18 protein-coding genes and 3 pseudogenes are annotated in these 26,568 nt (G+C 41.1%); 8 read left to right on the top strand and 13 right to left on the bottom strand.

The genetic code is table 11. From position 1 onward, the window contains the following. Positions 1–4 precede the first annotated feature (4 nt). Both RS130_RS10125 and RS130_RS10120 read right to left on the bottom strand, forming a co-directional pair. Positions 5–2,869: an ExeM/NucH family extracellular endonuclease gene (locus RS130_RS10125; protein WP_316025857.1), complete on the bottom strand. Its 2,865-nt coding sequence runs from the start codon at positions 2,867–2,869 to the stop codon at positions 5–7. Beyond that, positions 2,850–4,517, bottom strand: a complete 1,668-nt coding sequence (locus RS130_RS10120; RefSeq protein WP_316025856.1) for an endonuclease — start codon at positions 4,515–4,517, stop codon at positions 2,850–2,852. Before RS130_RS10120 ends, RS130_RS10125 begins: the two co-directional genes overlap by 20 nt. A gap of 484 nt (positions 4,518–5,001) precedes the next feature. Here RS130_RS10120 and RS130_RS10115 point away from each other — a divergent pair, with 484 nt between their 5' ends. Next, positions 5,002–5,985 carry a transposase gene (locus RS130_RS10115; RefSeq protein WP_316025855.1) on the top strand — a complete coding sequence of 328 codons (984 nt, stop codon included), beginning with the start codon at positions 5,002–5,004 and terminating at the stop codon, positions 5,983–5,985. Positions 5,986–7,034: 1,049 nt separating this feature from the next. On the opposite strand, the gene RS130_RS10110 is transcribed toward RS130_RS10115, so the two are convergent. Both RS130_RS10110 and RS130_RS10105 read right to left on the bottom strand, forming a co-directional pair. Beyond that, positions 7,035–7,811: a choice-of-anchor H family protein gene (locus RS130_RS10110; protein WP_316025854.1), complete on the bottom strand. Its 777-nt coding sequence runs from the start codon at positions 7,809–7,811 to the stop codon at positions 7,035–7,037. A 165-nt stretch (positions 7,812–7,976) separates the two neighbouring features. Next, positions 7,977–8,588 (bottom strand): DUF1294 domain-containing protein, encoded by a 612-nt coding sequence (locus RS130_RS10105; RefSeq protein ID WP_316025853.1) that lies wholly within the window; start codon positions 8,586–8,588, stop codon positions 7,977–7,979. Positions 8,589–8,729: 141 nt separating this feature from the next. On the opposite strand from RS130_RS10105, the gene RS130_RS10100 reads away from it, so the two are divergent. Continuing rightward, positions 8,730–9,503, top strand: a complete 774-nt coding sequence (locus RS130_RS10100) for an AsmA family protein (RefSeq protein WP_316025852.1) — start codon at positions 8,730–8,732, stop codon at positions 9,501–9,503. A gap of 99 nt (positions 9,504–9,602) precedes the next feature. Here the strand turns inward: RS130_RS10100 and RS130_RS10095 are convergent, their stop codons facing one another. Genes RS130_RS10095 through RS130_RS10085 form a run of 3 tightly spaced genes read right to left on the bottom strand, consistent with a single transcriptional unit; the run spans position 9,603 to position 11,615 of the window. Beyond that, complete coding sequence (locus tag RS130_RS10095) at positions 9,603–10,391, bottom strand: phytanoyl-CoA dioxygenase family protein (protein WP_316025851.1); 789 nt, start codon at positions 10,389–10,391, stop codon at positions 9,603–9,605. 35 nt (positions 10,392–10,426) lie between these two features. After that, positions 10,427–10,834 carry a hypothetical protein gene (locus RS130_RS10090; RefSeq protein WP_316025850.1) on the bottom strand — a complete coding sequence of 136 codons (408 nt, stop codon included), beginning with the start codon at positions 10,832–10,834 and terminating at the stop codon, positions 10,427–10,429. Between the two features lie 52 nt (positions 10,835–10,886). Further along, the gene (locus RS130_RS10085; RefSeq protein ID WP_316025849.1) at positions 10,887–11,615 is read right to left on the bottom strand and encodes a platelet-activating factor acetylhydrolase IB subunit; all 729 of its coding nucleotides are present in this window, start codon (positions 11,613–11,615) and stop codon (positions 10,887–10,889) included. A gap of 248 nt (positions 11,616–11,863) precedes the next feature. On the opposite strand from RS130_RS10085, the gene RS130_RS10080 reads away from it, so the two are divergent. After that, positions 11,864–13,624 carry a monovalent cation:proton antiporter-2 (CPA2) family protein gene (locus RS130_RS10080; protein ID WP_316025848.1) on the top strand — a complete coding sequence of 587 codons (1,761 nt, stop codon included), beginning with the start codon at positions 11,864–11,866 and terminating at the stop codon, positions 13,622–13,624. Between the two features lie 69 nt (positions 13,625–13,693). On the opposite strand, the gene RS130_RS10075 is transcribed toward RS130_RS10080, so the two are convergent. The 3 genes and pseudogenes from RS130_RS10075 to RS130_RS10065 form a co-directional block, all read right to left on the bottom strand. Beyond that, the gene (locus tag RS130_RS10075; RefSeq protein ID WP_316025847.1) at positions 13,694–14,035 is read right to left on the bottom strand and encodes a threonine/serine exporter family protein; all 342 of its coding nucleotides are present in this window, start codon (positions 14,033–14,035) and stop codon (positions 13,694–13,696) included. Then, positions 13,972–14,869, bottom strand: a pseudogene (locus tag RS130_RS10070) (threonine/serine exporter family protein). The gene RS130_RS10075 and the pseudogene RS130_RS10070 overlap by 64 nt, the downstream one beginning before the upstream one ends. 331 nt (positions 14,870–15,200) lie before the next feature. Further along, on the bottom strand, positions 15,201–16,067 hold the full coding sequence (locus RS130_RS10065; RefSeq protein ID WP_316025846.1) for an alpha/beta hydrolase: 867 nt from the start codon (positions 16,065–16,067) through the stop codon (positions 15,201–15,203). A gap of 294 nt (positions 16,068–16,361) precedes the next feature. Here RS130_RS10065 and RS130_RS10060 point away from each other — a divergent pair, with 294 nt between their 5' ends. Then, positions 16,362–18,353: a putative bifunctional diguanylate cyclase/phosphodiesterase gene (locus RS130_RS10060; protein ID WP_316025845.1), complete on the top strand. Its 1,992-nt coding sequence runs from the start codon at positions 16,362–16,364 to the stop codon at positions 18,351–18,353. A 120-nt stretch (positions 18,354–18,473) separates the two neighbouring features. Here the strand turns inward: RS130_RS10060 and djlA are convergent, their stop codons facing one another. From djlA to RS130_RS10045, 3 genes are read right to left on the bottom strand one after another with little or no spacing between them, the layout of a single operon-like run. Beyond that, positions 18,474–19,310, bottom strand: a complete 837-nt coding sequence (gene djlA / locus RS130_RS10055; RefSeq protein WP_316025844.1) for a co-chaperone DjlA — start codon at positions 19,308–19,310, stop codon at positions 18,474–18,476. Between the two features lie 18 nt (positions 19,311–19,328). Continuing rightward, positions 19,329–20,009, bottom strand: coding sequence for an N-acetylmuramate alpha-1-phosphate uridylyltransferase MurU (gene murU, locus RS130_RS10050; RefSeq protein ID WP_316025843.1), 681 nt, complete (start codon positions 20,007–20,009; stop codon positions 19,329–19,331). Between the two features lie 2 nt (positions 20,010–20,011). Continuing rightward, positions 20,012–21,010, bottom strand: a complete 999-nt coding sequence (locus RS130_RS10045; protein ID WP_316025842.1) for an aminoglycoside phosphotransferase family protein — start codon at positions 21,008–21,010, stop codon at positions 20,012–20,014. A gap of 159 nt (positions 21,011–21,169) precedes the next feature. Here RS130_RS10045 and RS130_RS10040 point away from each other — a divergent pair. From RS130_RS10040 to rsmA, 4 genes and pseudogenes are all read left to right on the top strand, one after another. Next, positions 21,170–23,353 (top strand): annotated as a pseudogene (locus tag RS130_RS10040) (LPS-assembly protein LptD). Positions 23,354–23,472: 119 nt separating this feature from the next. After that, entirely contained in the window at positions 23,473–24,765 is a 1,293-nt protein-coding gene (gene surA, locus RS130_RS10035; RefSeq protein WP_316025841.1) for a peptidylprolyl isomerase SurA, read from the top strand. Continuing rightward, a complete protein-coding gene (pdxA, locus tag RS130_RS10030; protein WP_316025840.1) occupies positions 24,766–25,749 on the top strand; it encodes a 4-hydroxythreonine-4-phosphate dehydrogenase PdxA in 984 nt (327 codons plus the stop codon). Further along, positions 25,746–26,553: pseudogene (rsmA, locus tag RS130_RS10025) on the top strand (16S rRNA (adenine(1518)-N(6)/adenine(1519)-N(6))-dimethyltransferase RsmA). Before pdxA ends, rsmA begins: the two are co-directional and overlap by 4 nt. Positions 26,554–26,568: the final 15 nt, after the last annotated feature.

Below are 26,568 nucleotides of genomic sequence, written 5' to 3'. Positions count from 1 at the left end.
AATATTACTGACTCAAATACATCTGATACCAAGCTTGCAAATCTAACGGCGAGATAAGGTTATCACCATCGTAATCTGCAATGGCATTAAAGTTAGCGCTTCCCTCTGTGCTACCTAGCATACCCAATATCGCAAAGTAGTCGCTAAAATTAACAACGCCATCTTGATTCACATCAGCTGATGTTTCTGCTGATGCAGGTGCATCAAATTGCATTGCAATCACAACAGGATCGTGGTCAGACATGCGATAAGCATCTGCTTCGTACAAATCAACCAACTGCTGCGCACTTTTGTCCTCCATGTTGTAATCTAAGGCTCGTGGCTCGTCAGCATTAATGTGCCATTCAGTCACATCAACCGTTTTAGCCAGAGCTTTACTATTGGCAAGCGCGTGATCTAAGTAACCAAACTCACCGCCAAATGTATAAGAGTAAGCTTCAGATCCTGCAAAGTAATTCACTAAGTTGGTATAGCCAGCAGCTTCTATTTTGGCGATAGGATCTTCTTTTGCATACGCATTTAAATCCCCCAAAATAACTGTTGGTTTGTCACCGTACTCAGATGCGATGAAGGCTGTCAGCGCTTGTGCGGCACGAGTTCGAGTTAGGTTGCAGTTTCCTTGACCTGTTGTACTGTCATCATCACCAGCACCACAGCCTGAACCTTTCGATTTAAAGTGATTCACACTTACTACTAACTCTTCAGCGTTTTCAGTTAACGCGAAGGTTTGCACAAGTGCTGGACGGTTTTTCGTATCGACAAATAGTGGTCCATCTGCGTCTGTTATAGAATTGCTACTATCTAAAATACCTAAGGCACCAACAGGTGAGACGTTTGCAGACTTGTAAATTAACGCAACAGTGATGGCGTCAGTTCCAACAGGACCACCGGCGTCAACTATTGAATAAGTTCCAACACCCATTTGGCTATTGATTTCAGACACTAAGTCATCAATCGCAGAGCCTGCGCTAAAGCCGCTATTCTCTATTTCCATTAGGCCGACGATATCTGCATCCATTGCTACGATTGCCGCGACAGTCTTAGCTTTTTGACGGGCAAATTCTTCTGCATTATTGGCCCCTCTACAATCTAGGTTACTAGGTCCACACTTGTTTCCATTTTCATCCAGAGTAGAGAAATAGTTAAGCACATTTAAGCTTGCTACTTTGAGGTTACCTTCAGCAATCTCAGGTGCCGCTTGACGTGGGTTACTCGCAAAAATAGTAGGCGTTACAAGAGGAATAACGCGATAAGCATCAAAGCTATAATCCATTGGTCCAATAAGCCCAGTAACTGTATCGCCCGTACGCAGTGAGTTAAGAGCTGATAAACCACCAGCAGGGTATGGAATAACCTCAGGGTTAGAACCATTTACTCCATCATCTAGTATCACTTTGTTTAGTGCGTTTTCAGCCGCTAAAGCAATAGCTTCAGCGGAGCCTGGGGTAAATTGATTGGTAGGTGTATACAAACGACCATATGATAAAGTGACTTCACCAAAGACTTTTAAATCGTAGTTTTCGCTTACGGTCAATTCCTGTGACGCTGTAACTAACATACCTTCCAACGCCTCAGCTTCAGCAGCATTAGCAAAAGGTAAGCTAAATTCAGTTGCTACTAGGGTAGCAGTAGTACAAGCCGTCGATACCTGTTGAGCAATAATTTGGGTTTTTTCGAAGTACTCGGTCACTTCACCTAATACTCGTACGACGTCTCCTTCGCTGGGCAATTCACCTTCGTAAAAAACAAATAAACCTTCAGAAGTGGCTGGATCGGCATCCATATCCGCTGGTTCTTCTTGTATAAAGAATCCTTTAAGATTTGGTAGAGATGCACTGACCACAGCTTCAACTACATGGGTTTGCCCCATAAGCGGCGAGACGAAACCAGAACCTTGCACGGCGCTGATTAAAGTCGCAGTGTCTGCACATTGGCCTAAATCGGCAGTGCCGCCATCTGTACCACCGGTACCTCCGTCTGTACTTCCCGAGCCAGAACCAAAGCGTTGTTCAGTATTAACTTGGGAAAAAGTACTCACAGCAGAGCCTTGCCACTCAAAATCAGCATATTGAACACCAGTACCTGCTAATTGCAATGAATGACCGACAGGGGAGTTCCCCGCCTCGCTCACACCAATATCAGTACTTGTCATACCTACAGCTGGACCATCAACTGCTTCAAAGCTACCTTCATAACTCAAAAACTGCAGTACCACGCCTTCACTGTCAACCAAGGCTAAACCATCTGGGCCACCATTTTGAATACCCGAAATAGCAAAAGACAAGGTACCAAAACCGCTATCTTGATTAGGTATAACATCACTTAAACTTTCAGTACGATACACTTTACGCTGAGAACTGCTGCCGTTATAAAGCACTATGCTCATACCAGATAAATCTGTACCCGCGAGCCCTGCAATTTCGACGCCTTCGTCTGAGTCGCCGCCCGTATTGTCATAATGAATTTCGTTAATAAATGGTGCTGGCGCGACAAAAGTTTGACCCGCGTTGACTAGACCGAAATTATCTACGGCAGACGCCTGCCATACAAAGTCTTCATACCTAAATCCACTCCCTGTTAACTGCAAAGACTCGCCAACAGCCGTACTGCTGGTTTCTGCTACACCAATATCAGTACTGGTCATGCCTTCAGCCGGTCCATCTACCGCTTCAAAGCTACCTTCATAACTTAAAAACTGCAGCACATTGCCTTCTCTATCAACTAAGGCTAGTCCATCAGGGCCACCATTTTGAATCCCCGAAATGGCAAATGAAAGTGTTCCAAAACCACTACCTTGATTAGGTATCACACCATTTAAGGATACGGTTTTGTATTCTTTACGCTGGCTACTACTTCCATTGTAAAGCACTAAGGCTCATACCACTTAGGTCAGCGCCTGCTAGGCCTGCAATTTCAACAGCTTCACCTTGGTCACCACCAGTATTGTCATAGTGAATTTCATTAATGAAAACTAAATTTGTCGAGGTACTTCCACTATCAGTGCCGCCATCGGTTCCTCCATCAGTACCTCCATCTGTGCCACCGTCAGTACCACCATCTGTGCCACCGTCAGTGCCGCCATCTGTACTACCACATGAATCAGCGGGGTAAAGCGTATTAATCCACTCTGGATGATCAACAAAAGGGTTACGGTTACCTTGTAACTCGTATATTCGATTATTACGTCTCTTCTCTGAGGCATCTACCGGATCAGCTGAGCTCCAAGCAATGAGCGTACATAACTTACCTAATCTTGCTTCACTGCTAGACGTAATACGATTAACCAGCTCTAAATCAGGCGTTGAATCAGATCCCCCCTCATAACGAGTGTCCATATAAAACATCATACGGGCCACATCGCCTTTCACTTCATCTCTTGGTTCAAATGAATCATTGTCTACTCGGTTAATAGAACTTTCAGCAAGTGGACTATCACTATTATCAAAATCTAAATTTCCGCGCGAACTATTAATACTTATATCCGTTGCTCTTAAATGATGGATATCCGTATAGCCTTCTTGGCTTTGACTCGGAAATCCATGACTCTTAGGCCAAGAATGCTCTCGGTTCCAATTGTCACCATTCGAACTAGCCGCGCCGCTGCCATTAGTAGATTTGGCTTGTGAACGATTGCTGTACCATAAAATGATATTATTTGTATTTGATGGATCTTCATCGGTATAAGTTAAAGCAGTCCATACTTCGCTATAAGATAAATTTTTGTGCTCGCTGGTAATAGTGTCACTTAACACTAATTTAATGGTCTCTGCAGAAGAGTTTGCGTCAACCTCAGCTTGAACATTTGCATAGTAAGCAACTGGATCAAATGCCGTTACGTCCTTTATTTTTGGTAGGTCTGGGCAGTTAGTACATACACTACCTTTGATTACATCTGAGTTTCCGTTATCGGTTCCCCCATCAGAACCACCATCGGTCCCGCCGTCTGAGCCACCGTCTGTTCCGCCGTCTGTATTGCTACCACTAAACGTTTGGCCATTGTTTGGCGCCCCTGACGTTGCGACTGCAGCCGATTGCCAAGTGAAATCTGCATATTGACTACCGTCAGTCCCTGCCAATTGCAAAGAGTAACCAACAGGAGTGGAACCAGTCTCGGACACACCAATGTCTTCACTAGTCATGCCTACAGCTGTGCCGGCGGTTGCGGTCATACTGCCTTCGTAACTTAAGAACTGAACTACTATCCCGTCAGGATCGATCAGCGCCATACCATCTGGGGAGCCATTTTGGATGCCAGAATGAGCTAGCGTTGCAAAACGATAACCATTCGTTATCGTCTGTTCACTGATGCTAAGTGTTGCATACGTGCTACCATTATTCCCGTTGTAAAGTTCAACTGAATAACCGGTCAAATCTTGACTTTCTGGTGCCACCACTTCAATAAACTCACCTGCATCAGAACTGACATTGTCATAATGGATTTCATTGATAAATACATCAGTAGCCTGAGCTGAAGTAGCGCAAAATAGAGCCACCAGCGCGGGATATTTAATTCTCATATATATTCCTTAATAAGTTAAGCCAAAAACGGCCAATCACTTGCTTCAATTTGGACGTAATCTTCTTAAACTTGTGTGTCAATTTTATGACACTCGCCAAGCCAAAGGATGAACATAAGCAATAAATTGACCAGTTAGTCTAGTCTCAATTTCGCAAAACAATACTTTTTCCTATATAAACAAACAGTTAGAACAAGTAAAACAATTAAGTCGCGGCAAAAATAAAATATTTTTTAATTAATAAACAAATAATAAACTGCACTAAATTCTGGCAATTGCCCTAGTTTATCTCTAACTCAAGCGCAAAAAGCTCACTTTGGTGCAAGCACAGAAAGGTTAATTGATGGCAAAAAGTAACGGTTGATAATGTTGTTATCAAGACACCCAAATGTTGTTACCTAGACACCCACGATAAGCAAATAAAACATTGAGTTTTTAGATTGTCGGACTAAGCTTAATTTACGTTGTTTGAAGGGAGTCAATCATGCCTAGGTCTCGTTCATCTCAAGTTTCTTTAATCGATACGCCTTATTATCATTGTGTTTCACGTTGTGTTCGTCGCTGTTTTTTGTGCGGTGTAGATGATTATTCAGGTCAAAGTTACGAACATAGGCGGGGGTGGGTAGAAGAGCGGTTATTGCTTTTGGCGTCTGTATTTGCGATAGACATCAGTGCTTATGCGGTCATGAGTAACCATGTGCATGTGGTGCTATTTGTTGATAAAGCGACAGCGGATAATTGGAGCCTAAAACAGGTACTTGAACATTGGCATCAATTACACAAAGGTACATTACTCAGTCAAAAGTACTTACGAGAAGAGGCGCTTACACATAGTGAGATGTTGACCCTAACCGAGACCGCAGAAATCTATCGCCAACGCTTATACGACATCAGTTGGTTTATGGGAAATCTCAATGAATACGTCGCCCGTGAGGCCAACAAAGAAGATGGTTGTACCGGTCGCTTCTGGGAAGGACGGTTTACATCTCAAGCGTTACTTGATGAATCAGCGGTACTCGCCTGCATGGCTTATGTCGACTTAAACCCTGTGCGAGCGAAAATAGCAAGTACGCCAGAAACGTCCAAACACACCAGTATTCAAAAACGCGTGAAAGCCATGCAGCAGAAGACAGTCCAGCCTCATCAACTCCTGCCCTTTATTGGCAATTATCAGCAAGGCATGGGTAAAGGCATTGCCTACAGCCTAAAGGACTATTGTGAATTGGTAGATTGCACAGGTCGCTGTATTCGTGAAGATAAAGCAGGACAGATAGACCATAAACATAACCCGATACTTGAAAGATTAGGGTTATCAGACGCACAATGGCTTACCCTCACCACAGAGTTCGAACAACATTTTTGCTACGCCGCTGGCGCTGAGCAAATGATGCATCAATTCAAAGCTCACACCGGCCACCAGCGAATGCGCGGCATGAGCAAGTCAAAAACATTACTCAAACGCGCCTAAGGTAAACACCGTCACCAAGGACAAACACAGTCATCGCAAGGTGAGGTAACCATGTATTTACAAAACCAATAAAACCGCAAATATTTGCGATTTCTATCACAAACATCGATTTCTGTAGCACTCCCCAAAGCAAAGCTAAATAACTTGCAGTTTGAATGGTTATATTTGTATTGAAATTTATGATGGGTGTCTAGATAAGATAATATCTGTATTGAAATTTACGATGGGTGTCTAGATAAGATAACAATGGGTGTCTAGATAAGGTAATGATGGGTGTCTAGATAAGATATTTCAAACGCGCCTAAGGTAAACACCATCACCAAGGGCAAACACAGTCATCACAAGGTGAGGTAACCATGTATTTACAAAACCAATAAAACCGCGAATATTTGCGACTTCTATCAAAAACATCGAGTTCTGTAACACTCCCCAAAGCAAAGCTAAATAACTTGCAGTTTGAATGGTTATATTTGCATTGAAATTTATGATGGGTGTCTTGATAAGGTATGATGGGTGTCTAGATAACCTATATCTAGATAACCGAAATAACTTGCAGTTTGAATGGTTATATTTGCATTGAAATTTACGATGGGTGTCTAGATAAGATAAGGTGAGGTAACCATGTATTTACAAAACCAATAAAACCGCAAATATTTGCGATTTCTATCACAAACATCGAGTTCTGTAACACTCCCCAAAGCAAAGCTAAATAACTTGCAGTTTGAATGGTTATATCTGTATTGAAATTTACGATGGGTGTCTAGATAAGATAACAATGGGTGTCTAGATAAGGTAATGATGGGTGTCTAGATAAGATATTTAGGTAATGGGTGTCTAGATAAGATATTTGTTTGAATGGTTATATCTGTATTGAAATTTACGATGGGTGTCTAGATAAGCTATTTCACAGTTAACCATTTATTTTGAAGGGCGTTTAGATTGCGTACTGGAAATTTAAAAATTAGCCTGACACAAAATTATGAACGCCCTAGCTCATTGCTACAAAGTGGATCGCTAATTAGACCGCCACAATCCGTTGTGTAATCACGTTAGTCATGTTTAGCGCTTGCCGCTTTCATCCAATATTTTGCTACAATAAAGGGCAATATCAATAAACTGAACCAACCGATGCCGCCACCACTTTTGTGTACCACTACAACAGGCTCAATATAAACCTGCTCATAATTTTCACTTTCTAGTGGCAGTAAATATAAATCGGCATCGTTATTACCATCTAGAGTGGCCACTAGCTGATTAGTGTTCGCATCGTATAATTCAATCAACACTTCATAATCTGCTGCGGGAAAACCAGATAATAATTCACTTTCAACCGCAAAACTGTCGTTGTTGCTATCTGCGTAAATCATGAAATCAGAAGTAGTATGATACTCCTTGAATATGTCACCTCTTGCTAAATAGAGTCTGGCATACACCTTGGCCCGATTAAACTGGGTATCCGCATCAAACTCCACAGTAAAATGACTATAAAACCCATCTCTGTCAGCATCTAGATGAAATGTCACCCATGCATCGTATAACCAAAATGCTTGATCTAGCGTGTTGACATAAGGCCTCGACGTCAATATTCGAGCATTTTCGGATTGTCTCACTTCGGCTGAATTCAGATTTACCACGTCAGTGTCCACTTTTGATATTAATGAAGCAGACTGAGTCGTAAGTTGTTTGGCCGCACTTTTGTTTGACTCACCGATAATTTGACCATTTTGTTTTTCAGTAGACTTAGCGTTCCAGTTAACTGCTTTGGCTGCCACAACAGGCTGACTCAAAAATAATGTAGTGGCTGCAAGTAAGAGTATTTTCTTCATGTCATTCTCCTTTAAACGAAGGCTTATTGTGGCGACTTTTAAATGAACAAACACTGAAGACAAAATTAATTAAGCTATAGTCACCATTTATGCATGACCAGTAAATACTAGCCCCCCAAAAAAGAATGATAGAACCTAAAGACTAGTTATTACCTTAATAACGATTTATACACTAAGCAACCAACTAAGATGATGACTACCAGACGAAGAATACAACCACATTAAAGAGGCAATATTGATGACTACTGTGCCCCAGAAAACTTTGCGAAAGGTTCGCTTTTGAGACTTATGTCGCAATATTTGCTGGGCGCAAGCTGCGCCTGGCCAACCACCTAATAAGGCTAAAAAATGCAATGTACTTTCTGAGATCCGCCAAGCTCCTCGTCGTGCTTTTGACTTATCCAGAGCATAAACAAAAAACGTCAAAATACTTGCGCCTAGGAATGTGAATAGCAATGCCCGAGGATATAAGCCGGCTAAACAGGCGAGACTGATCACTACATAAAACAGTAGTGCTAAGTACATAGAAAAGACACCGCCACCATTGCCTCGTGCATGACTCACTTTTTCGCCCAAAAAGGTGGCATCTTTGGCACAAAGCCTACCATCGCTTCCTGTAGCCATTGAAAACGTAATGATATCATTGAGTTGTGGTGTGCGAGTTCTATTGCAAAAAGCCTTTTTATGAACAAATATTTGCTTTTTTTGATCCGTTAACTGAATAAAGCCGAATGCTTTAGCTGCATTCCATTTAATCAGTTTTCCTTGTTTTCTCATCTCTTTAGTCCTTGATTGAGCGTATTTACATTGTCCTAAGAAAGCAATTATCAATGCGGATAGTATTGTCTAGAAAGCGCTACTAGACACAAGTATTCTGCTATAGTAACGGCAATATTTTATTGATAAAAGGAGATGTGCATGAAAAAAGTACTCGTGATTTTAGTCCTGCTGCTGGTTGTTGGTATTTGGTATGTAGTAAGTGGTGCAGGAGATTTTATTCGCACTCAGATAGAACAACAGGGCACGCGTTACCTTAACACCCCTGTTTCAGTTGCTAATGTTGATCTAGCACTGACCCAAGGGCGAATGACAATTAACGGCCTAACTATAAAAAACCCACAAGGTTTCAGCGAACAAAATGCGTTTAGCTTAGATGCAGTGACTTTAGACTTAGGTGAGGTGATTAACCAGCCATATGTCGTTCAAACGCTGAGCATCAATGCACCTGAAATATTGTATGAAGTAGATGCCAGCGGCCAAGGCAATTTAATCGTATTGAAAAATAATTTAGATGCTAATTTACCTAAGTCTAGCAACGAGCCAACATCACCTCCTGCTGATACTGCCAGCCCGCTAGTTATTGTAGATAATGTCACTGTGAAAGATATTCGCTTAAAAGTTAATTTTGAACAATTATCTACCGGTGATCTAAACATCGAAACAAAAGCCTACGAAATAACCTTACCTACTTTCAATGCCGGTTCTATTGGTAAACCCAATGGTATGCCTGCTGATCAAGTTGGTGCAGCCGTTGTGAAAGCCATGCTTGATAATGTGATTTCTGCAGCTAAGTCTGAAGCCAAAAAACGTTTAAAAGCCGCGGCGAAAGAAAAGGCTGCTAAAGAGCTCGACAAACAAAAAGACAAATTGTTAGAAAAGGCAAACGACAAACTAAAAGGTCTGTTCAATTAGCCCATGTCTCTTCCTAAAAAAAGCTAACCCAAAAAAGCCAGCAATTTTTGCTGGCTTTTTATTGTGTGCATTTGTCAGGGCTTTCGCACCCTGCCAATTTCAGCCACCTTTATGCTTTAACTGTAAAGTATTGGTAAACAATCTTGGCTGGTGAATCCTGGCCAACATTGAATGATCTGGCAAACAATCATCATCAACATAATCAGCGAAATCTCCCTGAGGATCGAAGATTAAAATATCTAATGCCAATCTATTTAATCCATATAAACCACGATGGATCATGTCTGCAGAAAAAACTAATAAGTCGCCTGCAGCCAATGGTATTTTTTTACCAAGAGATAAGTCATCACTGCTCACTTTCCCATTTTCTTCTTGGCGCACATTATGCTCTTCTTCGTTGTCCCAACGATTATGGGTGCCAGGTATTAATTCCATTCCTAGTTCATCAAATAACGGTACGCGTAAATGTACGACTTGGGTCTCTTGAATAGCTTTTTTCTGGCCTACTAGGTCGTGATCATATTGGCAGTCTCGGTGCCAAAAGTCTCGTTGCTGAGGGTTACACGGATTAAAGAATAGTTGGGTATTCATAAAAGACGGTTGGTTCGGAACAAGCAAATCCACCACCTGCATGATTTTTTCTGAACTAATGAAATTAAAGAGTTTGACCCTATCATCAGCGTTTAAGAACTGACTACCCGTTATTAAAGAAGAATTAAACGCTTCTTCTCGATAGAAGGTTGCGTTTTTTACTTTCCAGCGCCGATGAAATTTTAATATAGTGCGTCTAAGAGACGAGACTTCATCATCCGAAAAAAAACCTCTTAGTACAAAATACCCCTGCTGCGCATAATTCTGGCTTAATTGCAGAAAGGCTTCACTAACCAAATTGCACGTCCATTGCACCTTTTAACAAACCGTTGCTATTGTACATGTATATCGCCTGTTTCATCATTAATAAAGCCATGACATACATATCCGGCTAACAAGCGCGGCTTTTTATTCATATACAAAAACTGCTCATATCCTACTGAAAAAGCAAAAGGGTTCGCGTTATAATCGGCGTAAGACTGATCACGCCCCAACCTAGCTTCATTTACGCCCGATGCAAAGCCACTTAAAAAATCCTCACGATCATTGATTAACACAGTCACCAAGCCAACATTGTTATCGATTAGCTCTAGAAGACCTGAGTCAATAAATTTGTTTACAACGGCTTGGTTAAGATAGCCAGTGTATTGTTCGGTATCTGCGTCATATGCCACAGGCGTACTGTCTTCATATGCTTCCATCATAGAAACAAAAAGTTCTCGTATCTTTTTCGAAATCACTTAACTAACGCTTTCCTATAAGGTATTTCATCTCAAGTTCTAAGACTTGTGTTCAGTGTTTGCTGGCCATTAATGTATTAATACTAGGCTCCATTGCTTGCGCCCATACCTCATATTGCTCTGCATTTGGATGCAGTAAATCCTTCATCACTGCCTGACTTAAATTGCCATTTTGATCTAGAAAAATGTGGTTGATATCTAAATAATGCACTCGATCGCCATCATGATAATTTTTGATAATATGATTTATATCATCATTTATTTTACGCAACGGATCATTAGCACTCGCCCCTCGAGGAAAAATCGCCAATAACAGCACTTTGCTGTTTGGTAACTTCTTTTCTAATGTTTCTAAAATTCGTTTGATCCCTAGCGCCGTATCCATAGGGGCATCTTGTCTATGCCCAGTATTATTAGTACCAATCATCAATACCACCAGCTTAGGATCAATCCCCTCTACTTCGCCATTTTCCAGCCGCCACAAAACATTTTCGGTTCTATCGCCACTGAAACCAATATTCAAAGCTTGGCGCTTGGCATAATATTGCCGCCATACCTCTTTACCTTTATTTTCCCAAGCGTGAGTGATTGAGTCCCCTAGAAATAACAAATCAACGCTAGCCATTTGCTCTTTTTCTATCAGTTTTTGTTGATGGCGAGGCATCCACCATTTTACCGCCCACTCATCTGTTTGAATGTGTGGCTTAATCGACAAAGGCCCATCAACGGGAGTTGTGCAGCTTGCTAATAATAAACATGCAACTAAAATAATGTTTTTCATAACTATTCCTTTTTTGTTAAGTGTAAACTCAATCGGCTGTGATTAACCAGATATTATTTATCACTAAATAATAAGTTGCTTATCAATAGCGGCAACTACTGGCTAGGATTAATTAAGAGCTAAAGTAAATCTGATTCCATTGACTCGCCAACAAGAACCTCTCTGAAAATTAGCCCCTAGTTTACATGTTGCCATTGCTGTTCCTCTGTTATTCTATTGTAAAAAATGCACTTAAGGTTGGTATATCAATGAGCATACTTGGATCTGGATTGGTATTTTTAGCCGCCGCAGTGGTTGCCATACCTTTGTTTAAAAAACTCAAGTTAGGTGCAATATTAGGGTATCTAGTTGCCGGAATAATTATTGGTCCGGCGGCGATGAATTGGGTGAACCAACCAGAAGTGATTTTGCACTTTGCAGAATTAGGCGTGGTGTTTTTGCTGTTTATCATTGGTTTAGAACTAGAACCCGAAAAATTATGGAAAATGCGTAATCAAATCCTTTTATCAGGTGGCGGGCAGTTACTTTTTAGTGCCTTGTTTATCACCATACTGGTACATGTCATTTTATCATACTCGTTACTCACTTCGGTGGTTATAGGCCTAGCTATTGCTTTATCGTCTACCGCTTTTGCATTGCAATTAATGGCTGAACATAGAGTATTAAAAAGTCCACCGGGCAAGCATGGTTTTGCCATGTTGTTAATGCAAGATTTAGCTGTCATCCCCATTTTACTTTTAGTAGAAAGCCTATCCACACATAACGATGTTAGCGCGCCAGCATGGTGGATTAGCGTACTGGCAATATGTTTTGTGTTAGTGGTTGGCCGTTATTTAATTAATCCTTTTCTGCGATTAATTTCTCATTACGGCAATGAAGAAGTCATGACCGCTGCAGCTTTATTAATTGTTATCGCAACGGCTATGGGAATGCAGCAAGCGGGCTTATCTATGGGCATGGGCGCTTTTATTGCGGGTATCCTACTGGCAAATTCTAGTTTCAAACACCAATTAGAAACTGAAATAGAACCATTTAAAGGCTTACTGCTGGGGCTATTTTTTATTGCCATTGGCATGAACTTAAATCTCGGTTTATTAGCCAGTGAGCCTATGTTCATTTTATCTGCAGCAGCAATGCTGGTATTGGTTAAAACAGCGGTCATTTTCGTCATCTTGAAATTAGCTAAACAACAGAATACTGACGCAATAAGAATTGGGCTAATGCTCTCACAAGGGGGAGAATTTGCTTTTGTGGTTATGACCCAAGCAGCAGGCAATGGGGTTGTTGACGCTACGATTGCCAGTCAAATAACCTTAGTAGTGGGTATATCCATGGCACTGACCTCGCCGTTAGTTATTTTGCACAGTCTTTGGTTTAACAGTCAAAACTGCCCTGCTGTATACGACACCAATAGAGACACAGACGAGCCACAGGTGATAATTGCTGGCTTTGGACGTTTCGGTCAAGTCACCGCGCGAATTTTAGCTGCGAATGACATTCCTTTTACCGCACTTGATAAGGATGCTGAACATATTGAGTTCTTAAAGCAATTTGGTAGCAAAGTATTTTACGGCGACGCTAGCCGCCTAGATTTATTAAAGACTGCCGGCATAGAACACGCACGCATTCTTTTTATTGCGATAGACAATGAAGAACAAGCTTTTAAATTAGCTGAAACCGTGAGCTCCGAGTTCCCGCAAATCAAAATCATCGCACGAGCTAGAAACCGCTTTGCCATCACTGAATATGCCAAGATCGGTGTCAATCACTCGGTTCGAGAATTATTCTCGGGAGGGCTTGAAGCAGCAGAGCTTGTACTTAAAGAATACGGATATACACAAGATGAAGCAAAAAACATGGTACGAATATTTGCCAAACATGACCAACAATTGTTGGCAAAAACCATCGGCCAAGATATGGACTTTGAGCAAGTAATTGAAACCTCCAAACAAGGCCGAGAACAACTACAATCTTTGTTTGCCAAGGATAGACAAGACTTTAAAGGCTAGGCCATCGATACTTGAATACGCATGCAAAACATTCAAATCTCAGATAGCCTAATCTTTCGAGAGCATTAACTACAGAGACTTTTTAGTGGGCATGACTACGTTGGCAAATATTAATCCTGCCACCAGAGACATCAAGATCAAAAACGTCTCCTGACCAATATGATCAACTTTCACAATATCTTGCCCCGAAATAAAAGAGTTAAGACCAATATAAGTTTTTGATCCTGATACCAACACTATCAGTCCATGCATACCAACAATCGTTGAGGGAGCATTAGCGATACGCGAAAAAACGTTCGCAAAAACCCCTAACGAAAATGCTCCCACAAAAGCTCCCAAGCCGTTTTCTAAATAAGCTGAGCTCCATGAGTGGAAGTAGCGTATGCAATAAAAGTAGATGTAATAGCCCAAGGTACGTGCTTTAAACGGGTTCTAAATATTGCCACTAACCCAATACTGAGCAGCAATACGCCCAACCAGTTCACCCAAAAAGGCAGAGTCGCGGCTAAGGCTAACTCTTGCTGACCAAATAATTGATACCCTAAACTAACCCCTAGAAACGCGCCAAAGTACAATTTAAATAGCTGCATAATTGCATCCATTACGCGCGCAGTACCCGATACCATATTCCGAGAAGATAACTCTGCAAGGCCCATAGTTAAAGATAAGCCGGGCACTAAAATAATCAGCGAAGACAAAATAACCAACCAAATATTAAAGCCAGAAGATGAGAAATGATTGATAACACATGCGCCAAAACCAACAGAAAAAGACGCCACAGACTCTAACATTAGGTTTACCCGTTTTGAGCACAGCGCCCTAAGCGTCCAAAAATACACCATCAAGCCCAACAAGCCTGAGTAAATAATTTCCGACCAACCCGCCCCCATCAACATGGCAAATGCACTAGTAGACAAACTAAAGGCTGCGCCTGTTAAGTATTTTCCATAAGGACTTGGGCTAAGATCGATCTCATCCAAACGATAATCAGCTTCAGCTAAGGATATGTCGCCAGACAACAATTCAAACGCTAGCTCATCGGTGCGGGACAGAGAGTTCATATCCAATTCACCATGGCTGCATACGTGCCGAATGATTGTACTCATCTTCGTGACCATCGCTCCAAATCACCACAGTCAAAGATGTCGGGGTTGATATAAAAGCGGCATGCACTCCTAAGTACGTGGCAACTTCGGTTAAGTAGGCTTCTAACCGAAAAGAAGGGGAACCGTATTTATGCAACATTTTGCCCAATTTAAGGATAAAACGCCGTATTTGAATAAATTCTTTATTGTCCATGACTCATGTAGTACTTAGTAAAAAGGCTAAACCTGAAAATCTCAGGGCGAGGAGTTTAGAGAGTGTTCTGGTAACAAACAAGGTACATTTTTTAAGCTATCTAAATTAGAAAAACTAATGATTAAAAAGGCATAACAATACCGCAAAGACCGCTCAAACTAATCTATTCATTATTCTAAGTTACATTCAGCAATTAGCTCGAAGTAAACAATTTTTGTTACGGTAAGCTCCCCTCTCCAAAGGACCGCCTAACATGAAGACGATATCATAAGACGAATCAACGAAAAGAAAGTGTATCTTCAAACCATCTCACCGTATGAGCTAATACTCGCTCTACATATTGCTTATCAGTTGATAATGAATGATATATATGATCCGCTCCACTAATGACTACTGATTCTTCTGGTGAAGCACTGGCATGACTGAAGATTGTCAATTCTTGTGGCGTGACAAAGTCATCTGAACCTCGAATTGACAACAACGCCCCCGAATAATTTTTCAAAGGATTAAAAATATCGTAGCCGAGCATTCCCAAAAGATGTTGCCGAGTAATAGTCAACTCAACCCATTGTTGTAATTTCGCGGCGCCGTTATTCAATACTTCATTCACCACTTTTGCCGGCATGGTATTTAACACATGTGCCGGATCGCCAGCTGTCGACCACAGCACTACACTATCAATGGCATCAACCTCCTTTCCCGCTAATGCCATGGCTGTCGCTCCACCCAAACTAAACCCCACAACAGCAACAGGTAAACCTGGGTGGTGCTTTTGCAAATATTTCAAACCCGCTTGTGCGTCTGCAATGCGGGATGCAAAAGTGCTGGTCAGTCTATAGCGGCTTTTCTCTCCCTCACTCTCGCCACGAATATTAATCCGCAGCGATGCATAATCACGCAGCGCAAGCTGGGCTGCCAAACGTAAATACATGTCACCCACTTCATTCATTTGACTGGCCCAACCATGGATCATCAATACAACTGCTTTCGGCTTTTTGTTATTACCGGCAGTTAAGCCATTGTTGTAAATAGCGATTAAGTCACCGTCAACTAAAATTTGTTGCTCACTGGCCACAGAGACAGGACTGACCACTATGAATGACAATAAAAAACATGTTTGAAGTATTGCTTTGGATAGGTACATAAGACTCCAATTGGCTGGTATTTTAAAACAACTTACACATACAGCCACAATGTAACGTAATAACGTAGCTGCCCTTGCACTATTTATATTGCTCTTCGATATGTCATCATTGCAATTGCTTGGTGATTCAGCTTTATTGCAAGTGTATTTCTAACTTGCAGATTTTTATTGGAAATAAATAAAAGCGAAAAGCGCCAACTCAAACAAATTTTTAACTACATTTCGCAATTGTATTCTCTGATGCTATTCTAGCAAAATTTGAGTTAACTACTGCAGGGAAATGATGTCCGCAAAATGACTGTTAACAACGAAGCATTCGAAATAAAAAACGACAGAATCAAATTGTTGTATCAAAATGTGCTAAGTGGCGTATTGATTAACTTTTTAGTTAGTTGCGCAATAGTATTTGGCTTTGAGCATAGTAGCGACCATATTGGACGAGTTATCTGGTTTATCGCCATGCTTGGGATATTAATCGGCAGAATACTAGATTGGCATTATTGGCGCAAAACAGCAGGCACAAACCAATCATCAGATTTACAGCGCGTTAGAATAGGTTGCACACTTACTGCTGCAGCTTGGTCTTTTTACAGCGTGTATTTTTTTGACAACATGTCAGAAATTGAATTCTCTACTACAGTAATCATTGTCGCTGCTTTAGCAGGTGGTGCTACCACTTTGCTATCGGCAGACAAGTTATCATCCATCAGTTACTCGACCATCTTACTTGTGCCCATTTCGATAGTGGGGTTAGTTTCTGACAACCCTCATCACTATGTTTTAGGATTATTAGGGATAAGTTTTGCCGTAATTATGGCAACGACTAGCTTTAAATCATCCAGATTTACCTTACGAGCTATAAAAACCAAGCATCACAATGAAAGACTAGTCGCCAGCCAAGAAAAATTACTGCAAGAAATACATCTGCACAACGAAAAATTAGAAGAAACCGTCAGCCTTCGTACCAAAGAAGTGATTCGGGTGTCGAATATTGATCCTCTGACTAATTTATCCAATCGTAAAGCGTTTTCCACCAGATTAAATGACCTGATTAGCCAAGCTGACACCAATAAACAAAAAATTGCCATATTATTCATAGATTTAGATGGATTCAAGGCAATAAATGACCAAAATGGTCATGCTACTGGAGACGTGGTGCTCTCTAGGGTAGCGAATCGCATACTCGACATGACTAAAAACGAGCACCATGCTTGTCGATGGGGAGGCGATGAATTTATTGTGGCTATGGTCGACGTTGGTATACAACAAGCCAGAACATTTGCCACTGAGCTGATTAACGAAATAAAGCAGCCTATTATTTTGAATACGAATTCACTTAGGGTCGGCGCTACTGTAGGGATTTCTATGTACCCCCTGCACGGATTAACCGGAGATGATTTAATATTGCTAGCCGATACCGCAATGTATGAGCAAAAACAATCAAATAACGCTAATGTGTTAGTTTTCTCAGAAAAAATGCGTGAAACATTACTATTTAAAAGCCGTCTTAAGGCAAATTTAGAATACGCGTTAGCCAATAATCAAATGTATCTAACCTACCAACCTGTAGTAGACAGCAGTACGGCAGACATCATTTTCTGTGAAGCTCTACTGCGTTGGTACTGTGACGGAAATTTAGTATCCCCAGAAGATTTCATCCCGATAGCTGAACAACACGGTTTTATTCACGAAATTGGCGCTTGGGTACTTAATCAAGCATGTCAAGACGCCACACGATGGGAGTTTGCTGAACATGTAGGCGTGTCAGTCAATATGTCAGTTGCACAAATTATGCATCTAGACATCATCAATATCACCCAAAATGCCATTACGCAATCTGGCATTGCTCCCCATCGTTTGCATATTGAAATTACCGAATCTCTGTTTGCCGAAAACCTAGATAAAGTCATTAAGGTTGTACGTAAACTTCAAGCTCTGGGCGCTAAAGTATCCATTGATGATTTTGGTACGGGCTTTTCGTCCCTAGCCTTATTGCAGAATCTATCGGCAGATATAGTAAAAATAGACAAGTGTTTTATCTATGCTTTGAAGCATGGCGGAGATGTCATTATTCAAGCCACTCAAAGTATTGCTCAAGACTTCAAGTATGACGTGGTAGCTGAAGGTGTAGAAACAGCAGAACAAGTAGAGGCATTGAAATCGATGGGTATTAAGTACCTACAAGGCTACTATTTTAGTAAACCACTTACATTTTCTGATTTGAATAAATTTGCAGAAGCTCATTCCAATGGGATAACAACCGAACGGCTTACCGAAGGCTGCTAACGGTGATGAGCATTTAGCGCCCCTTAGCCAATATCCACGACAACAATGTGGACATACCCGGAATGAACCAACCATGCAGGTCACAATGTTCGACTTAGACGATTGAGGAGCACGGCCTTGCTATTTAAACCCTCGGTTTTCTTTTATCAATTCATAGGCAGATTGAATATCTTGAGTCTTATTTTTTGCTAACTCTAACGCTTGTTTAGGTAAGCCCTTAGATACTAATTTATCTGGGTGATGTTCACTCATTAGCTTACGGTAAGCCTTTTTAATACTCTTATCATCGTCACTCTTAGATACCCCTAAAATTTTGTAAGCGTCATCTAGCGATTGCTGACTATTGTAACTAGCAGTGTGACCGTGCGAACCTTGGCCTCTACCACCGTTTTGTCTGAAGCGCATTTCTGCTTCAAAAGCCGATAACAAGTACAATAATTCATTCTGTTTAAAGCCTAGCAATGATGCAACGTTTTCCAAAATGACTTGCTCGGCCTTATCCAATCGTCCATCCACATAGGCTGATTGGATGAGAATTTCTAGATAGACTTGCAAAATATCCCGACGCCCGTGGCAAGACTCTTTGAACTCTCTAATGGTAGGCTCCAATGGAAAATCAGCCGCTTTGCCATCTCGGAATGCTTGCTGTGCTTCTTTGCGCACGTCTCCATCTAAGCCCATTTGATCCATTAAAGCACTGGCCATGCGTATTTCAGCATCACTCACCACACCATCAGCTTTGGCCATGTGCCCCATAACCGAAAACAAGCTATGGAAAAAAATAGCTTGGGTTTTAAACGCATCTTGGCTAGTAAAAAAACGACTAAATCCGCCCATTTGATTAAAGTCTTGGCTATAACCTTTATCGAAAAAGTGACCTACGATGAAGCCCAAGATTGCACCAGGAATTCGGCCAAACATAAAACCAAAAGTGGCACCTAAAATTTTTCCCATCATTCGTTTCTATTTCCTAGTTTAATCACTTGCTGTATTGAGTTTTGCGAGCCTTTCTGGTGTGCCAACATCTGTCCAAGCCCCCTGATAGTGCTGGCCACTTATTTTTTCAGCAGCAATTGCCGAACGTAGCATAGGCGCTAGAGGTTTCACATGAATATACTGTCCAGCAAAAAAGTCCTTGTGATATTGGGCTATACCACTAAAGGTTAGCTTGGTTGTACCTACCAGCGAAATGCGCTCACCGGTAAGACAGAAATCACCACCAGGGTTATGCTCAGGATTATCTACCATGACTAGATGTGCACTTTGTGGTGAAATTTCAATAGGCAATTGAGTAAAATCATAGTCGCTGAATATATCGCCATTTACTACCGTGAAATGCACTTCTTGCTCATTTTGGCATAATAACGGTAAAGCTTGAATGATCCCCCCAGCAGTTTCTAAAGCATGTTGCTCAGCAGAATAGAGAATACTTAAACCAAAGCGTTGACCATCTCCAAGCGCTTGCACAATTTGTTGCCCCAACCAAGCATGATTAATCACGACCCTTTGATATCCTGCTCGTTTTAACGCCTCAAGGTGGTATTCGATGAGTGCTCTATTATGAACTTTCAATAAGGGTTTTGGCGTGGCATCTGTTAGGGGCCGCATACGCTCCCCTCGCCCCGCAGCCAATATCATGGCGGTTTTGATGGCCATTTTTAATCCTTTTGTTTAATCTTAACTAAGGGCAAAATATCCTGCGCAATAAACTCAGAAAATGCCTGTAGTTCAGGGTACAAAGCGCCCACTGTCACAATGTATTTGAGCGTACGAGGAATATCCCTTAAGTAAACAGATTTGTTATCTCGAAGATGTAAACGAGCAAAAATACCACTCGCCTTAATATGTCTTTGCATTCCGGTTAAATCAAACCATCGCTTAAATGTTGGCCATTCGTATTGCTCATAGAACTTGCTATGCCATGCATGTAACCAGCGTTCTACTTTATCTGCAGGCCAAGATTGATAACAATCTCTAAGCAGCGAAACCGCGTCATATGTGACTGGGCCAATAACGGCATCTTGAAAATCAATTACGCCAATTTGTTCATGCTCTATCAACATCAAGTTTCGTGAATGAAAATCTCGATGAACACCAACCATAGGTTGAGCTAAAAAGGTGTCAGTTAACTCACTAAAAGTATCCTTGATAAGCGACGATTGCCCACTGGATAAGTTGTATTCTAGGTACTCTTTGAGTAACCACTCACTGAAAATATTCAGCTCACGCTGCACAAAAGCGTAATCGTATAACGGTAGCTCGCCAGACTCGGTGGCACAGCAGGTTTGAATGACGGGAATAATGTCTAAAGCGCGAGTATACAAAGCCTCACAACTCTGTTCATTTAATGCTTGAGAAAACTGTCGGTCACCAAAATCTTGCTGGCAATAAAATCCCTGCTCAAAATTATGAGCATACACGAGCGGAACGTGAATACCGGCGGCATGATAACATTGTGCCATAAGAATGAATTTACTTGAGTCTTCAAATTCAGGAGGGGCATCAACGGCAATAATCGACTGCCCTTTAGATGAAAATCTAAAGTAACGACGAAAACTCGCGTCGCCTGACACCATTTCTAATTGTTTACACTCGAAATCAGTATTTTCATTAATCCAGGTTTGTAATTGTTGCTGACGTAAAAGGAGTGTGTTCAACTGCGTTCTCTTATATTAAATAACGATTTAATTGGGTCAAAGAATGGCGAATTATCTCTTTTTTTGCAAGTCTACTGGTAAATCCTATCGAAACCCTTAAAATTAACCTTTTCATTGCCGTAAATAAACCAACCTTAGGTCACTTTGTACTTGTCTAGTATGCAAAACAAGCAATTTCCCATTTTATTCCTATTGTCGATGACAATTGGCCTAGCCGAAGCACAAGAAGTGTGTTTTGCGCCCACTGCTGCGCCAAATTTAGAGAATTCACTACTTGATGGACAAATTCAAGTGAAATCCGAAGATAGCGAAATCAACCAAGATACCTACGCTAAATTTAAAGGTCGGGTAGAAATCGACAGTAACTTGGCTAAAATCACGGCCGATGAAGCGGTATTTAATAGCCAAACACAAACTTTGAAAGCAACAGGGAATGTGGGATTTTTAGATAATGACATAACGGTTACCAGCCAGAGTGTGCAATTAAATCGCCGTTCAAATGAATTGGTCATCGAGAATTCACATTATCAATTGAATAATATACAAGGCCATGGCCAAGCAGAACTTATCGCACTGAGTGAATCTAAAGGCATCAATTTGGTTGAATCAAGTTTTAGTTCGTGCCCAGTTGACGACCAAGTCTGGCGTATCCAAGCTAGCAATATTAAGCTATCACCGGATCAAGCTAGAGGTGAAGTAAAACACGCTAGGTTTTATTTAAAAGACATTCCAGTGATGTATTTGCCGTATTTTTCTTTTCCGGTGAATGATGAAAAACAATCGGGCTTGCTATATCCAGAAATTAAAAATAATAGTTCGACCGGTCTCAGTATTGAGCAACCTATATTTTGGAATATCGCACCTAACTACGACCTCACCTTTAGCCCAAGAATGATGACTAATCGAGGCTTACAGCTTAAAACCGAATTTAGATATTTGACCGAACAACAATCAGGTCAATTAAACGTTGAATATATGTTTAACGATCAAGAGCTAGACAATAATCAAGATAGATACTTTTATCGCTTTGTTCACAATGGGCAACTTTCTGAAAACTGGCAAATTCATGCCGACGTCAATAGTTTGAGTGATGACAACTATATAGTTGATCTTGGCTCTGACTACTATAATCGCGCCGATACGCATTTGTACCAAACTCTAGGCGTCAGTTATTTTTCTGAACAATTAGAAATGACCGCTCAATTTAGAGACTTTGAAGTATTGGGTGATCACCAAGATAGTTATCGTGCACTGCCAGAAATTAGAATCAATTACCTTACCGATATTGGCCTTGGAGCGGAATTAGAAGTGCATTCGGAATTGGCTTATTTTGAAAATACAGATGTCACTTCACCCACTGCAAGTCGTTTTCACATCGCCCCAACATTACGCTTTCCATATCAGAATCAATGGAGTGAATTCATCGCTGAGGCCACACTGATGCATAGTCATTACGTGCAAGATAACGTACAAGACACCATTTTTGATGAAGAAGTTACCCGAACAATTGGCCAAGCAAAACTATATGGTGCCCTAGCTTTCGAACGACCAATTACCATCTTTGGTAGTAAAGTAACGCAAACATTAGAGCCTAAGGCACAATACCTATACACCAGTTTTGAAGACCAAAGTAATATTGGTTTATACGATACCACACGTTTGTTTAATAATTTCTCAGGCTTATTTCGAGGCTAGGAATTTACCGGTTTAGATAGAATTAGTGATAACAATCAAATTACTATTGGTTTAACTTCACGTATTATTGGCGAGGATAATAAAGAACAATTTAAGCTGAGCTTGGGTCAAATTTTTTATTTAGCTAACAGTAAAGTTATCAATATAAATAAAGAACAAGAAGATCGCTCTGCTTTAGCGGCTGAACTAGACTGGCAAATAGGCAGTAAATGGTATGCCCGTGCCGAAGCTCAAGTTGCCACTAGCACCGATAAAATAGAAAGAAGCAGCATGTCGCTAGAATATCAGTTAGCTAAAGATAAAATCTTGCAAGTAAATCACCGATATGTGAGGGATTTATCAGCCGAAAAAATAAACCAGATGGGGATGACTCTCAGTTGGCCAATCGCTGAAAACTGGCAGTGGGTGAGCCGCTGGTATAAAGATATAGAAAGAAACAGAACCGTTGAAACCTATAACGGTGTAAAATATGAATCATGTTGTTGGGCTGTCAGTTTAGTTGCTCAGCGGTACCTAAGTAATAGATTCGATACAAATGGTTTACAAAGTACCAATGAATTTGAATCGGGCTTTCATATATACTTCACCAGTCGTAATTTATTGGGTGAAGGATTATTTGGCTATAGAAGGCCTTACTTGTTGAACTAATTTGGCATTAAAACAACTAAAACTGTTCTAATACCATTTAATACCTAGGGTGTTTTTTAACATTCACCTTTAACAGGCTCTTTATAAACAAGGGCCTTAACTAAAAAGATAAGAAAATCATGAAAGTAATAGTAGCAGCACTTTTTATTAGTTCTTTGTTCACCCTGCACGCCAAAGCGGCTCCAGAGTTACTAGACAGTGTTTCTGTCATTGTGGATCAAGACGTTGTTTTAGAAAGCCAAATTGTCGACTTAGTTTCAACGGTAAAACGCAATGCGTTATTGAAGAATCAACCTTTGCCCTCTGATAAAGCATTGAGAACTCAAGCAATTGAAAAACTCATAGTTGATAACTTGCAGATGCAACTTGCCAACCGCATGGGTATTCAAGTAAGTGATCCGCAATTAGAGCAAACCATAGACAATATTGCTCAAGGGCAAAACTTAACTCCTGCTCAATTACGTGAGCAAGTGACGAGTCAAGGCAGTACTTTCAACAAGTATCGAGAAGAAGTACGCCGTGAATTAATACTAGGCGAGGTTCGTCGCGCAAATGTACGTCGTCGTGTGTATATCACCGAACAAGAAGTAAACAATCTAGTTAAACTCATCGACGAACAGGGAAACAAGCAAGCTGAATACCATTTAGGGCATATTCTTATCGAGTTCCCAAGTGAGCCAACAGACGAAGATATTGCCCAGTCAAAACAAAGAGCCGCAAAAGTCATTGAGTTATTAAACAAGGGGTCTGATTTTGCCAAAGTCGCTACTGCTTCGTCAGGTGGCCCCAAAGCCCTAGAAGGCGGAGACCTTGGCTGGATGAATATTAACTCTATGCCGACTCTTTTTGCCGAGGCTGTGCAGAGCAAATCAAAAGACGACATCATTGGTCCTATCCGAAGTGGCGCAGGTTTTCATATTTTGAAAGTAAAAGACTTACGAGGTATAGAGAAAGTAGAAGTCGATGAGGTTAAAGCCCGCCATATACTCATCGCACCATCTATCATTTTAAGCGACGAAAAAGCAGAAAAAATGCTTAAAGAATTTAGGCAACAGTTGCTAGATGGTGAAGCAGACTTTGCTGAATTAGCTAAAGAGCACTCAGCCGATCCTGACTCAGCGTTAAAAGGTGGAGAATTAGGCTGGGCTGATCCTAGTGTTTATGTACCTGAATTCCGTGACACCTTAGCGACGTTGAAAGTAGACGAAATTAGTCAACCGGTGAAAACTCAACATGGCTGGCATTTAATGCAATTACTAGAAAGACGCGTAGGCGATGCCACCGAGAAACGCAAACAAGACAAGGCATATAACCTGTTATTCCAACGTAAATTTGCCGAAGAATCAGATGCGTGGCTGCGTGAAATTCGTGCCAACGCTTATGTTGAACTCATTGCAAAGCAAGATAAATAAGTGAAGCCGTTAAAGTTAGCAATCACCCTAGGAGAGCCAGCTGGGATTGGTCCAGATTTAGTTTTGGCTGTTGCACAACAAGAATGGCAGGCACAACTTGTTGTCTTTGCTGACAAAGAGATGTTACTGCAAAGGGCTAGAGTACTCGGTTTGCCACTAACACTGGTTCCTTATCAGTCGACCTCCGAACAGTTGTTACCAGCAGGACATATTTTTATTGTCGATATTCCTACTAACGTTCCCGTAGAATGTGGAACACTTAATAGTGACAATGGGCATTATGTAGTGGAAACCTTGCGTCAAGCCTGTCAAAAAAATCTTGATGGTGAATTTGATGCAGTTGTCACAGGTCCAGTACATAAAGGGGTGATCAATGAAGCGGGCATTTCTTTTAGTGGCCATACGGAATTTTTTGCCAATGAATCAGGCACAAACGATGTCGTCATGATGCTGGCAACCGAAGGCCTTAGAGTCGTGTTAGCGACCACTCACATTCCTTTAGCTTACGTTTCTAAAGCGATTACATATGAGCGCTTGCACAAAGTGCTGCATATAGTTAACACCGATCTAATGCTAAAGTTTGGGATTAAGAATCCACATATTTTTGTTTGTGGACTCAATCCTCACGCGGGTGAAGATGGACACATTGGTAAAGAAGAAATACTGGTCATTAATCCGGCGTTAGATGCATTAAGAGCGGAAGGCCTTAACATCACTGGGCCATTACCAGCAGACACTATCTTTAATCCCAAGTATCTCGAACAAGCCGATGCTATTTTAGCCATGTACCATGATCAAGGCTTGCCTGTATTAAAGTACAAAGGTTTTGGTGCTTCAGTGAATATAACCTTAGGGTTACCTTTTATTCGGACCTCGGTAGATCATGGCACTGCTGTTGATTTAGCAGGCACCGGAAACGCAGACACAGGAAGCTTTATTTTGGCAATTAAAAGTGCCCTTTCCATCGCGGCAGAAAAACAATGAGCAAACAACATTTAGGTCACACAGCGAGGAAACGTTTTGGTCAGAATTTCCTTCATGATAATTACGTTATCGACCAAATAGTCACCGCCATTGGGCCACAGAAAGGCCAACACATGGTGGAAATTGGTCCTGGATTAGGCGCTCTAACCGAGCCAGTTTGTGAGTTAATAGATAAATTGACTGTGGTCGAGCTAGACAGGGATTTAGCCCAACGTTTACGTACTCACCCTTTTATAGCAAGTAAGCTAACAATCATAGAAACAGATGCATTGAAGTTTGATTTTAGCCAGTTATTATCTGACGAAGAGCCACTTCGCATATTTGGTAATTTACCTTACAACATCTCAACGCCTTTAATGTTTCATCTATTTTCTTTTGCCAATAAAGTGAAAGATATGCACTTTATGCTACAGAAAGAAGTAGTTAATCGCTTAGCAGCTGTGCCTGTGCAATAAAAACTACGGTCGTTTGTCTGTCATGGCTCAATACCATTGCCAAGTTATTCCTGTGTTACAAGTGCCACCGGGAGCGTTCAACCCTCCACCTAAAGTAGACTCTGCTGTTGTGCGATTAGTGCCTCACCAGCAAAAACCTGTTTCATTGATCAATGAAGAGTCACTTCATAAAGTTTGCGCACAGGCTTTTAATCAGAGACGTAAAACCATACGCAATAGCTTAAAAGATAGCTTAACAGAACAACAGTTGATTGATTTAGACATCAACCCTGAGTTACGTGCTGAGAACTTATCACTGGAACAATACGCCCAAATTGCAAACGCGTATGAATCACTTAAACAAGACTAACAATAATTACCCAAC

This window comes from Paraglaciecola aquimarina (genome assembly GCF_032464635.1).
GTDB lineage: Bacteria > Pseudomonadota > Gammaproteobacteria > Enterobacterales > Alteromonadaceae > Paraglaciecola > Paraglaciecola aquimarina.
The sequence above is the reverse complement of the archived record's forward strand: the minus strand, read 5'-3'. Positions and strand labels throughout refer to the sequence as shown.